The sequence below is a fragment of the Pseudoalteromonas sp. NSLLW218 genome (assembly GCF_015864775.1).
GTDB lineage: Bacteria > Pseudomonadota > Gammaproteobacteria > Enterobacterales > Alteromonadaceae > Pseudoalteromonas.
The window spans coordinates 209,603-221,552 of sequence record NZ_JADYWO010000006.1; the positions used below are offsets into that span (position 1 = coordinate 209,603).

15 protein-coding genes and 1 tRNA gene are annotated in these 11,950 nt (G+C 35.7%); 5 read left to right on the plus strand and 11 right to left on the minus strand.

Annotated features, from left to right (window positions below; genetic code table 11):
* Positions 1-133: 133 nt before the first annotated feature.
* On the plus strand, positions 134-463 hold the full coding sequence (locus I6E80_RS11100; RefSeq protein WP_024590599.1) for a 5-carboxymethyl-2-hydroxymuconate Delta-isomerase: 330 nt from the start codon (positions 134-136) through the stop codon (positions 461-463).
* Between the two features lie 529 nt (positions 464-992).
* Complete coding sequence (locus tag I6E80_RS11105; protein ID WP_197185559.1) at positions 993-2,309, plus strand: tyrosine-type recombinase/integrase; 1,317 nt, start codon at positions 993-995, stop codon at positions 2,307-2,309.
* 62 nt (positions 2,310-2,371) lie between these two features.
* Here I6E80_RS11105 and I6E80_RS11110 read toward each other — a convergent pair whose 3' ends face one another.
* From I6E80_RS11110 to I6E80_RS11135, 6 genes are all read right to left on the minus strand, one after another.
* Entirely contained in the window at positions 2,372-2,539 is a 168-nt protein-coding gene (locus I6E80_RS11110) for a hypothetical protein (RefSeq protein WP_008136936.1), read from the minus strand.
* 8 nt (positions 2,540-2,547) lie between these two features.
* On the minus strand, positions 2,548-3,273 hold the full coding sequence (locus tag I6E80_RS11115; RefSeq protein WP_197185560.1) for a zeta toxin family protein: 726 nt from the start codon (positions 3,271-3,273) through the stop codon (positions 2,548-2,550).
* Between the two features lie 387 nt (positions 3,274-3,660).
* A complete protein-coding gene (locus I6E80_RS11120) occupies positions 3,661-4,536 on the minus strand; it encodes a replication protein RepA (protein WP_197185561.1) in 876 nt (291 codons plus the stop codon).
* The gene (locus I6E80_RS11125; protein ID WP_008138913.1) at positions 4,533-4,760 is read right to left on the minus strand and encodes an AlpA family transcriptional regulator; all 228 of its coding nucleotides are present in this window, start codon (positions 4,758-4,760) and stop codon (positions 4,533-4,535) included. The genes I6E80_RS11120 and I6E80_RS11125 overlap by 4 nt, the downstream gene beginning before the upstream one ends.
* 258 nt (positions 4,761-5,018) lie before the next feature.
* Positions 5,019-5,387: a hypothetical protein gene (locus I6E80_RS11130; protein ID WP_197185562.1), complete on the minus strand. Its 369-nt coding sequence runs from the start codon at positions 5,385-5,387 to the stop codon at positions 5,019-5,021.
* An 8-nt stretch (positions 5,388-5,395) separates the two neighbouring features.
* The gene (locus I6E80_RS11135) at positions 5,396-5,587 is read right to left on the minus strand and encodes a hypothetical protein (RefSeq protein WP_008138910.1); all 192 of its coding nucleotides are present in this window, start codon (positions 5,585-5,587) and stop codon (positions 5,396-5,398) included.
* Positions 5,588-5,675: 88 nt separating this feature from the next.
* On the opposite strand from I6E80_RS11135, the gene I6E80_RS11140 reads away from it, so the two are divergent.
* From I6E80_RS11140 to I6E80_RS11150, 3 genes are all read left to right on the plus strand, one after another.
* Positions 5,676-5,942 carry a helix-turn-helix domain-containing protein gene (locus tag I6E80_RS11140; RefSeq protein ID WP_101162788.1) on the plus strand — a complete coding sequence of 89 codons (267 nt, stop codon included), beginning with the start codon at positions 5,676-5,678 and terminating at the stop codon, positions 5,940-5,942.
* Positions 5,943-6,403: 461 nt separating this feature from the next.
* Complete coding sequence (locus I6E80_RS11145; RefSeq protein ID WP_197185563.1) at positions 6,404-6,625, plus strand: hypothetical protein; 222 nt, start codon at positions 6,404-6,406, stop codon at positions 6,623-6,625.
* Positions 6,618-7,499 (plus strand): site-specific integrase, encoded by an 882-nt coding sequence (locus I6E80_RS11150; RefSeq protein WP_197185564.1) that lies wholly within the window; start codon positions 6,618-6,620, stop codon positions 7,497-7,499. The genes I6E80_RS11145 and I6E80_RS11150 overlap by 8 nt, the downstream gene beginning before the upstream one ends.
* Positions 7,500-7,550: 51 nt before the next feature.
* On the opposite strand, the gene I6E80_RS11155 is transcribed toward I6E80_RS11150, so the two are convergent.
* The 5 genes from I6E80_RS11155 to I6E80_RS11175 form a co-directional block, all read right to left on the minus strand.
* Positions 7,551-9,128: a non-canonical purine NTP pyrophosphatase gene (locus I6E80_RS11155; RefSeq protein WP_197185565.1), complete on the minus strand. Its 1,578-nt coding sequence runs from the start codon at positions 9,126-9,128 to the stop codon at positions 7,551-7,553.
* Positions 9,121-10,086 (minus strand): beta-ribofuranosylaminobenzene 5'-phosphate synthase family protein, encoded by a 966-nt coding sequence (locus I6E80_RS11160; RefSeq protein WP_197185566.1) that lies wholly within the window; start codon positions 10,084-10,086, stop codon positions 9,121-9,123. Before I6E80_RS11160 ends, I6E80_RS11155 begins: the two co-directional genes overlap by 8 nt.
* Positions 10,067-10,771 carry a hypothetical protein gene (locus tag I6E80_RS11165; protein ID WP_197185567.1) on the minus strand — a complete coding sequence of 235 codons (705 nt, stop codon included), beginning with the start codon at positions 10,769-10,771 and terminating at the stop codon, positions 10,067-10,069. The genes I6E80_RS11160 and I6E80_RS11165 overlap by 20 nt, the downstream gene beginning before the upstream one ends.
* A 134-nt stretch (positions 10,772-10,905) precedes the next feature.
* Positions 10,906-10,982, minus strand: a tRNA-Ile gene (locus I6E80_RS11170).
* Positions 10,983-11,229: 247 nt separating this feature from the next.
* A complete protein-coding gene (locus tag I6E80_RS11175) occupies positions 11,230-11,736 on the minus strand; it encodes a hypothetical protein (RefSeq protein ID WP_197185568.1) in 507 nt (168 codons plus the stop codon).
* Between the last annotated feature and the right edge of the window lie 214 nt (positions 11,737-11,950).

An 11,950-nucleotide genomic window follows, 5' to 3' on the forward strand; every position in this document is an offset into this window, starting at 1 on the left:
CTAACATCAAAAATAAATACGACTAAATTAGTTTAAAGTAAAGATTTTAGATAGCTCAGGGTTTAGCGAACCCTGTTGTATTTGATACAATTAACTCTCGCTCATGCAGTAACTCATAATAGGAAACGCCTAAATGCCGCACATTATTATTGAACACTCAGAAGACCTCCCTGTATTACCACAAGTTCTCGTAGAAAAAATTCACAATACCGCCTTTGAAAGCGATTTATTTGAGTTAGAAACCATAAAAACGCGCGCTATTGCTTATCAGCAATATCAACTAGGCGCAGGAAAATCAGGGTTTATACATATTGCGGTACATATATTGGCTGGGCGCTCAATTGAACAAAAGCAAATGCTAAGCGAACTGCTACTTTCGTGCTTAAAAACATATTGCAGAGCATCAGACAGCCTAAGTGTAAATATTTACGATATTGAGCATGAAATATACCGTAAAAATTAGTTAACTCTTGTAGTTTTGAGCAATAAAAGTAATCGCTAATAAGTAAAAAGCCCCAACAGGGGCTTTTTTTGTATCCTGAAATCAGATGCAGCTCACTGTCATTTACAAAACAGAGCATGAATAGCGTCCGATCTAACGCTGGAACTTAATAGTGCATTCGCACTATTTCAAATTTAAGAGAGCTTAGCTTAATCTATGGATTATCTTTATTTAAATTATATTTATTATTAGGGGTAAAAAAAGAGTAATAAATTACACGATATTAAATTTATGTAGCTTTAAATAATTTGAGTAGGTATTTTTGGAAAGCTTTGAAAAGTGGTGGCCCCTCCCAGACTCGAACTGGGGACCTAACGATTATGAGTTGCAAAACAAGGACTTACTACGAGTTACTTTTTGATATAACTATTTACTAATTTTCATAGCTATATCATAGGGTTATTGAATAAAACTCACCTCTGATGCATAAATCATTATGTATTTCAAAACGTTAAATTTTACGTTCAAAGTAGCACAGAGGTAGCACCATATGTCAGACACAAAATTTCGCTTCACAGAATTGTCGCTTGAAAAGATAGAATCAAACGGTAAACGCACTCGCTATTATGACAATCTATTGTCAGGACTCATTTTAGATGTGAGCGTAGCAGGTAAGAAGTCATTTAGAGTTTATAAAAAGATACCAGGAAGAGAAACCCCTATTAATGTCACCCTTGGGTACTTTCCATCAATTACACTTGATGATGCAAGGCGAATGGCTAAAAAAGTAATGGCAGATATTGCTGAGGGTATAAACCCAAACGATCTTAAGCGCCAATTTAGAGCCGCTTCTATTACTCTGAAAGAAGCCTTTGAGTCATATATTGAATCTAGAGATCTTAAGCCTATAACTGTAAGAGGTTATCAACAAAAAATAGATTGCTACCTACCTGATTGGCATAACAAGCGCCTAGCCGATATAAATCAAACAATGATTTTAAAGCGCCAGCGAGAAATAACCTCAAGAAGCCCTGCTCAAGCAAATTATACCATGCGCCTAATGCGTGCTTTATTTAACTTTGCTAAAGCTGAATATAAGTCTTCAGAAGGCCGAACATTATTTCCAGAAAACCCTGTAAGTGTACTTTCTGAAAAACGAAACTGGAATAATATAAAGCGTAAAACAACACGTCTGCGCCGATCACAACTAAAACCATTTATAGATGCATTATATGAAGTCAGAAATGAAGCTGCTAAATATCGTAAAAATAGCCGTGTAGGTTTTTGTGACTACCTAGAATTTTTGACCTTTTCAGGCTTGAGAAGATCTGAGTTACTGCAACTCAAGTGGTCACAGGTACACCTTGAAGATAGGATATTCATCCTCAAGGATACAAAAAATGGCTTAGACGTCGAGTTTCCTATTACAGATCGATTAACTGAGATATTTAATCGACGAAAAGAATATAAGATATCTGACTATGTTTTTGGGACAAACAGTAAAAAGGGCTACCTAACTGATCCTAAAAAAACGTTGAAACATGTATGCCAAATTGCAGGAGTAAAAATTACTTCGCATGATTTACGCAGAACATTTACATCTATGGCTGAGAGTAGCGGAGTGTCAGGTTACCTCCTGAAACGCCTTCTAAACCATATTACAGATAAAAGCGACGTAACTGCTGGCTATTTAATTTTAACTGCTGAGGAGCTTAAAGAGCCAGCGGAAAAGGTAACCGAAACAATCGCAAAATATGCAGGCTTGATTGAGCAAGAGCCAGAAAATAAAATGACCGAAATGAAAAGTTTATTAGCAAACTTAACTAAGGTACAAAAGATTGAGTTGATGAGTGCTTTGCTAAGTTAAAATTTATGCTGAATCAGTTTACTTTAAATCTAAAAAAGTCCCTTAGTGGGACTTTTCATTAATTATCTTTGAGTTGCAGACGCTTTATTGACAAGCTGCACTTGAGAGGTAATAGCGCGCTCAATAACTTGACTATAAACTCGCTTCTTCTCGCTTGAACTAGAATCTAACACAAAATCTGAAAGCTTAGAGTTTTGCGTTGGCTTTGGCTTAATTAAATTTGAAAACATAAACACTCCTAAAGCTCGTTTTTTGAGCTGGATGGTGATTCTATCAGGCTCTCCAGATCTTCTCTAGTGAATTTTTCATCTAAATGATGCTCTATTGCCTGAACGTTATCGTGATAAAAACGTGTTTTGCCCTTATAATTTTTAACTAATAAATCCACTTGAATTTGACTACCAAACTTGAGCTTAAGTTCCCTTATAGCCTCCTGAGAAGCAAAGAACTGATCAATAAAGGTCTCAGGTAGAATTCTACGTCCTTCTAGCTTTTCTCTTGCCTCAACGAACTCCCAAGCGAGGTCTGGTTTTTGATATACAAACAGAATTAGTACTTGCCTTTCCTTACGGATAGAGCGTTCAATATTCTTTTTTGCAACATCGTAACTTGCCAAAGTCCCATCTAACAAAAAAGATTGCTTGTTTTTAAACGCATGGTCAAGTGTTCGCTCTACAATAAAAGAAACTGCGCGATGAAATAAATACGAGTTATCACCTGTATAACCAGGTATAAGCTCTCTCAGTTCATCAGGATCAAGCCTAAGTACATTATCAGCTCCAATTTCTTCCAAAAAGGCTTTTGAAGCTTCAGTTTTACCTGCACCAGGCGAACCAGCCATAAAAACAGAAACTGGTCTTGCTTCGGGAGGAAACTGGTTTTTGTCTGTTAACTCGCGAGCTATACGAGTCCTATTACTTTTAGCGTAGCTTATCGCCTGCCGCTCTAGTTCTTCTGGTGTCATATAAAACCTTAATTATCTCTATTCATTATGTCACTTAAGTAGTTATTCGCAAGTGATCAAACTCAGAGTAAGTCTATAGAAGATGAAACGTCTTTTATGTAAGGCGGCTCTTTTCATACACATAATTTTTATTCACAATTCGTGCCTATTAAATTAAGTTTTTTTGTTTTTTAGTTATTAAAGCTATTAAGTAGCACGCTGCATCCACTGATAATAAAGGGCTACAAAGGTGTTACTATTCGCAAGTGACAAACATCTGTACGTCAGTAACAAACTTTTAGTCGTCAGTAACATAAAGCGGTTCACCAGTGACAAACTTTTTTTCATGAGTGACGTTACTAATTATTACTTATACATAATTTATTCAATATACAATGAGACTGTTCATTACTCATGATATGTATAATTTTTTCCACGAAGAAAATTATTGCTGGGAGCTATTAGAATACCTAGATCTGAACTGTCAATTGAAACCCCCGCATTTGGATGGCATGTAAGAATAAGATCTAAAGCACGTATAAACCGTCGTTTGAATCGGCTAAGTTCAAGCCTTCTGAGATATGGAAATATATCTTTATGAAGAGTGGACCACGGCACGAAACTAACTCCACTTTTTTCATAACCTCGGCGAACTAAGTAGATGTATAAATCATGAGCAAGCACAATGTCTTTACTCCTAGCAAACTTAAGAAAACGTAAGTCGATTGAAATAATACCCTTTTTATAGGCTACAAGTGCTTTAAAGCTATTGGAGGGGATATAGAGAACTTCCTTGTATTTTGCGTTGTAAATGCCTAGATGCTGATCACCCAGTAAGTTATCAGCTTCTGCAAAAAAGCCTCTTCTTCTCAATTTATCTTTAGACTTTTCAGTTGGTTCAATTGTAAAGGTAATATCAAATACTCTCTTAAGAGCAAGCATAAAGTTTGCGTATGTACCGCCCGAGATTACCTTTTGCCCAGTAACTCGTTTAAACAGATCACTTACCGAGTTAGCAATTACATAAGATGGGAGTTCTGGTCTTCTGACAATTTCAGTTGTTAGGTAAGCAATAATCAATCTCGCATAGTGCCCATGCGGCAAAGGCTTCGAACTTTTCAATATGACTGTTGCGTATTTTCCGAAGCTCTTAACCTCAGATAAATCTGTTTCTTTAAGAGGTAAAGCACACGGGTCAATTAAAAATGCAGGATAAAAACCAACTGTTTTCATCTTATAAGGACAATATTTTACAATCTCTTCAATCTGATCATCAGTACTCATTGGTGCATCACCGATTCACTTTTTATCAGTGGTTGCTCTTTTATCCAGTTATGAAACTCACTTATTGGGAATAAAGTTTTCCCACCTTGTTTAATATATGGTGGTAGCAGGTGCTCTGATTTACCTTTTCGATTATCGCAAAGCTTATTGTATAAAGTCTGTTTTGAAATACGCATTGCATCAGCGACTTCTTCTAGCGTATAAAATTGTTGTTTGATCTTCATTATTATTCCTATTAGTTATTGGAATAACCTATTCTCCACATATTTCTTAACCTGACTCTCAAAAAGGGGGGGGTCAATTTTTCGATGCTTTTTTTTAAAATAGTAAAAGATGGTAATACAAAGTAAGTCTGATGATCTAAAGTTAGATATAAGTAAGGGTCTTAGAAGGAAATTAGCACTTTATCGAAAAAAAAAAGGCTAAATTTTTGCTCAAAACAGAGTGCTTAAAGTTTGGCATGCCAAACTCAAGCTAAAAATTTAATGAAAACTGTAGGTGATTGGCAAGTTTAAATCATGATCCCAATTGGAAAGCATAACAATCCATTGAAAAAAATGCTGAACGTCTTTTTCAGAATAACCACTATTCACAATCTTTAAAGACTCCGAGCGATTACAAAACATTTGATAACTTTCTTTTTGAATCTCCCAAATCTCACCTTCATCATTTATATAATGATGAAGCATAAAATCTAAGGTAAGCAATGAACTAATTAACTGAGATTCCGATATGTTATTTAATTGGCTACTTAATAGCGCTAATTGTTGATAGCTTTTCTCGCAACCATAAAGCTGTACTGATAATACTGCAAGCACAGGCTGATATGGTTTATTTTCAGGCTTAATCATATTACTTTTCACTTATAGAGCTCTCCACGGGCATGTGCATCTCTGGCCTCCTGTTCAGCATAGTCGTCCCCACAATGATTTACGCTTCCCATGCCATCACTGTACTCATCAATAAAGCGATCCTCCTCTGACTTATCGTCAACGTCTAAGATAACAGCCACGGCTACCGAACCAATAACCTTTAGTGTTTTCCAAATCATATATCACCTCAAAAGCTAAGTATTACTTAGTATCTAAAACACATTAAAGCTAAGAAACTCTTAGTTTTCAAGTTAAGAATAGATATAAATGAAAACTAATGATGACTCACCTTTTCCAAAACGATTAAAAGAAGCAAGAAAAGCAAAAGGACTATCCCAAAAAAAACTAGGGATCTTAGCTGGTATGGATGAGTTCGCAGCATCGGCTAGAATGAATCAATATGAAAAAGGTGTTCATGCTCCTGACTTCAAAACAGTTAAAGCATTAGCTCATATTTTAGAAGTGCCTACTGCATTTTTGTATTGCATAGAAGATGAACTCGCAGAAAAAATTTTATATTTCTGTAGCAAGTAGGTATTAAGTTTGGCATGCCAAACTTCCCTCCCCTGTAATTCAAACCATTTCAAAATGAGGCATCATGAGCAATTCGCCTCCTTTTTACTGGGCTTTGCCCAGACCCCGCTATGTAGAAGCCTAAAATCGGCTTACACATAGCGGGGTCTGGGGATATAAGGCGTTATACGCATACTTTTATTTGCAGATTGAAATGGTTTGAAAAAGTGCTAATCTAGAAGCTAGTTAGCTCTTAACGAGCAAAGAAAAATACAGGCGCTGTTCAGCTGCCTTCAAAACGTAGTAACGAGGTTTACAAGTTTCACTTCACTGTGAAAATCATATTGATGCTTTTACGTATCAAAAATAATTAATGGCGAGATCAGTCCGAGCCAAACGCTATGCGTTGAACGGGGGCGAATAGGCGTTAGCCGCTGAGCTTTAATAGCCAGTCTATCTTACAAATCCCTTGGAGAGTTACTATGTCCTTTAATGCTAAAGCTGAAGCATTGCGCCTGAAAAACGAAAAAAAGCTAATCAGTAAAAAACGATTCAAGCCATCAAAGCTTGATATTCATAAACACAAACTACTAGCGCTTCATAAAGAAGCAACAAGCATTGCTTGTTTACAACGGTGGCTTTTGCGTAAAGGAGTAAAAACGCATTGGAGTACTGTAAAACGATGGATTGATAAAAATGCCTAAGTTCGCAAAGCCTGAAGCGCAAGCCCAGAAGCTAGCTAAAAACTTATACAAGCACAAAATTATTAAATCTCTTGGCACTGCTCGTAATTATAAAACTGCACTTATAAAAATAGCTAGATGGTCAAAGGATATTGGCATTAATGGTGTGCAAGGGATGAGCATTCAGGATGCTTATAAATACCTAGATTACCGCAGTGAGTTTGCAGGCCAAAAAACGCTGGATATGGAACGACAAGCAATTCAAGCTATGTTTAAACTCAACGGCAAACTTGGCCCTAAAGAAACGCTGACTGTCATAAAATCCGAGAAAGAGATAATCGAAAAGTCTCGCGCCTACACTCCAGCCCAAGCTCTCACAATCAGTGAACATCAAACTAGAAATTATAATTTATCTACACAAATAGCCTACGCAGCAGGATTAAGAGCCCATGAACTTTTAACTATAGCCAGAGTATCAGAGCGTAAAGCTGATAGCCGTCCAGCGCTAGACAGCAAATGGCTAGGTCGAGAAGGTAGTATTTATACAGTGAAAGGCAAAGGCGGCCTAATCCGAGATGTATTAATACCTAACGCATTAGCTACACAGTTAGAACAAAGGCGCTTAGCACAGCCTATAACCGTTCGTGACAGGGAAATTAACTATTTGCAACGCTATGAGATTGGTGGTGGTCATAAATGGTCATGCTCATTCTCAAAAGCATCTAGTCGTACACTCTTTTTTTCTAATGGCGGACATGGTCTTAGACATAGCTACGCGCAAGAGAGAATGGATGAACTTAAAGGTTTGGGGCTTAGTAGGCAAATAGCTCTTGAAACAGTGTCGCAAGAGCTGGGTCACTTCAGAGCTGAGATTACAGAGGTTTATTTAAAGTAAGGAGCAGGACGAAAGGGATTTAATTATTAAAGCTGCTAGTTAATATTCAGGCTAATGAGGGAATTCAAACTTTCTAAGTATCAGTTTCGCAAAACCGACTCCAGTATTAGACAAGCGATATTTTCTAATTTTATTAATAACAGCAATTTCAAATAACTCACTCCTATTCATTTTAAAAAACCTGCCAACATTAGTCACATGCTTCGGCTTAGAAATCCCGTTATTATTAATCATCTCTGTGACCTGAGTGGTTGTAAAGAATTCAGATTTCTCAGCATCTCCTCTAGCAACATATAAGACTAATATAATTAACTCTTTTAGAGAAAGCTTCTCAAAATTAGAATGTTTTTGCCTTGTTTGCAAGCCCTGTCCTGCTAAAACGAGCTTCGATTCATAGTTAGTATATAAATCGTTCAACGAGCTCTCATTAGATATTTCCACCGCTTTTGCTTTTTCATGTATTAGTTTCGCAACCCCCATTTCCAATTCCCTTTCATCTCTTTCCTGGAGACCTTCTTCATTAATACTGTCGATGGGCCTGTTGCGCTGATTCTTTCGGTTAAGTCTAAGCTGACTATTGGCTGTCACTAAGACTCTCCTACTTTTATATTTACCAGAAAGATTTTGCTCTATAAACTCTACCTCTTCAACTAAGCGGAAACCAGTAATCACAATATTTTCATCTCCAAAAGAAGATATATATTCAAGAACTTTCTCTGCAACTAGAAATGGAGAAGTCTTCAATATTTCTCTAGCAAAAGCCCCTATCGCAATATCACTTCCCAATCCATGATGTTGCCAATAAATAACATGCATAAAGTCAGAAGCTTCTATGTGTAGGAAATCAAACTTATTTATTAAGTATGTCGCAATTGTGGTTTTACCTGAACAACTTAATCCATAGATAATATGACAATTAATATTATCAACTAAGCTACCTGTTTTGCTTAATGAATTTGTAATTTTACTTTTCTCTTTAAGCAATTTGTAGCGATCTAAAACTTTAAACATTTCCTCAAATGCTTTTTTTCTAAAATCATACAGATCTGCTTTTTCAATAGGTAACATGCTCAATACGGTTGAAACATTAACAGGTACAAACCATTTATTAAAAGTTTTATTATCAAGCCACGGGTATATGATATTTGATTCAAAATCGTATTCTTTAATCGTAAAGCTGCCTTCTGTCTTACCTACAAAATAAAAAGGCTCTTCTCTAACCTCTGGCAAATATAAAACTAAATCCGATCTAACCGTAACTGAGCGATCATTTCCTAGTAAATCTAGTTCTAAATCAATATCTATAAAATTTGCATTTTCCATCCAATACTTAACATCAAGGCCTGGGTATTCATAGTTGTATTTTCTAGAAAGCGCATGAATATCTACAGAGGTATCTTCGATTAAAAATGACTTAACTGCACCAAGCTTAGATTTTTTAAGTTGAGATAAAGCACTTTGGAAGCTCATTTCAAGGAGTTTGCGTCTATTGTATAATCTTGGTTCTTTGTAGTTTGCTAAGCTAGTAATTTCATTGAAATTTCTTATCGTGATATCATAATTTCTACATATATGACGAGCATTTTGCATCTTTATTCGACTTGAAGTAAAAAAGATAAGCTCAAACATACTCTAACTTCCGTCCAGTGTTATTTGGCCTTAGTAATATCTCATTTAAATCATATTTTTCTTTCACATCGCGAATAACCTTTTTATTTTTTCGAGAAAATATGAATACCCCTGGCCCCATACTACTCATTCCAATACCCTTAACATCTTCATTTTCAAGCATAGAAAAAATATTTTTAACATTAGAACCACTGTATTGAACCTCAGCCAATTTCCATGCTGTGTTTCTTATTAAATCGATTGCTTCAATAAATGTTTCATAATTTTTGTCTGCTAATGATGCTGAAACCATAAATATTGCGTTATAGCATGCTTCAAAAGAGTCTATTTTAGCGATAGGAGTAATGGCATTAAAAAAGTCAGCCTCTTGCTGCCCGAAGTTATTAAACATACCTTTTGGATAAAGAAATACTATATCGCCAAAAGGATAGCTTTTTTGAAAAAGTAAAGTTGGAATTTTATTGGGTTCAACCAAGGCCGAAGGTAAATGCGGTTTATTTTCAGATTGTATTCCTGTATCAAATACGAATCCCCCAGTAAAATATGAATGAAGACCAACCCCAGAAGTTCCACCTCTACCCGATAGTACTTGCAAAAATTGAGACGTATAGTCATACCTATTGATAATCAAAAGCGCTTCTATGGCAGCTAGAGTTATAGCAGTACCACTCCCTAAACCAATATGTGGCAGAGGGGCATTATATAAACATGCTTCTAAACCATGAGGAAGCTTTAGGTCTATTCTTATTTGCTCGAGCCTTATGACTATTTTATCTAATGTGGGTTTGAGCTCTTTAGGAGTGTCTTTAAATTGAATAAGACTAGATTTTTTACCAATTAATTTAAAACCTGAGTCAACAGCCATTCCAAATCCACCATTACTCCTAAATGAGCACTGGTGCATTGCAATTAGGTTAAAATGAAGCCTTAATGGAACTTTAATCGAAACTTTCTGCATTATTCCACTCAGTATCAAAAAATTTCTTGTAAGGGGCTACAAAACTAGCGTTTGAACGGAAATGAATTGAAGGTAAGTACTTCCCTCTTTCGTTTTTGAAATACGGCCCTATTACTGCATCTTTATCTGTAATGAATAGATTATGATTAGGTTCGTGCTTATAAAATTTCACTTGAAAGCGCTCACTATATTTATCAGTAAGACGTTTAATCGCTCGTTCACTGATGTCATATGAGGGCTGTTCTTCTGATTCTAGATAATCCCGATGAGTAAGTAACATTCTGACTATTAATTTTGGGTTATTATCTAACTTTTTTATGAGCAAATTATCTTCTGGCTGTTCTTCGCAAAAATCTTCAAAGAAACGTTTTGAAGTGTGAAATAGCAGATCAAATTGAGCATCGGCTTTATTTATTAATTGAGAGTAATATCTCCTATCTCCTCTGGTACTTAAAAACTCTAAGACACCGCTATCCTCAAGTTTTTCATTATTCCGGTAATTTTTATAACTGATCAAATACTGAACTAAAGAAACTAAAGATGATATTGCCATGCCTCCTACGATTGGAGCCCACTTTTGTTCGAAAACTTCTTTGGCATATAAAACAAGTAGAATAGCAGTTGTTAAAAATAATAAAATAAGAACAATTAATGATAAAGAAATTTTAACCTTCTGTGCGTGCATCTATAATCCATTATGTATTTGATAATTTGTTAAAACTATACTGTATTAATTCAGCATGGTAAATTCAAAAGTAGCACAGAGGTAGCACAGGGTAGTTTAGGTTAGTAGGTATTTACTTGGAAAGCTTTGAAAAGTGGTGGCCCCTCCCAGACTCGAACTGGGGACCTAACGATTATGAGTCGTGTGCTCTAACCAACTGAGCTAAGGGGCCAACTTTTATATAACTGCAAGACAGTTAATTTTTGAAGCGTTTAGCCACAGAGCGACTAAAGCGGACTGCAGTATAAAAACTTTTTAGGTGCTTGTCACTACCAAAAACCTTTATTTTAATAATCAGTAAGCTAACTGCTTAAATAGTAATCTTTTAGGCGGGTATAAACATAAAATGTAAGATATTTCCCACTATATTCTCTGCATTAAATTATAAAAACCTTCCTTCAACATGTAGTCTTTTGTATTTAACGCTCTAATTTTTTAAGTAAAGCTAACATATATGCGTAGGCATACAAGGCTGTAAAAAATATGCTTGGGGCTACTGTAAGTGCCAAATTAGGTGTCTCATTAATTACATTCACAATAACCACTAAGCTCGATTGAACTGTAATTGGAATAATAGGCGCGAAAAGTACGCCTGCTATTTTTTTGTTATTTAGATGTGAGGCGCTAGAGTTAATTGCATTATTGAAGCTTTGTCGTATTGCTACGTTTTGTGGTGTTTTAGAATGAAACATACAAATAATTGGAGTTACAAACGCAAGCGTTACATAACTAGACTTATACTTGTTGACGACCTTTTCTAAAATAAAAGTAAAAAACAGTGTTACAAATCCACTATACAAACCTTGCACTAATGCAGCTTGAAGCGTGACCGATTTAGCAATATCTGCCGAACTGTTTGCCCAGTAGGCCCAACTAAAATAAAAAACGAATGACACAACGCCTGACAGTATAAGTCGAATATTCAATTAGCTACCTCAATATGCGTAAAAACTTGGTTTAATGATAACACTAGAAGTGATGGTAATATTGCCACTTAATAATAGAGTAATTAATCGCGTATTGTAGATATATAAACAAACTAATGTTAAAGATTTCCTAAATGGCATCAATACAGAATCAGTACGCTACTGTTAGTTAGAAAGCTTAATTGAAGTAAACGATAGGTGTGGCTGAGGGAAT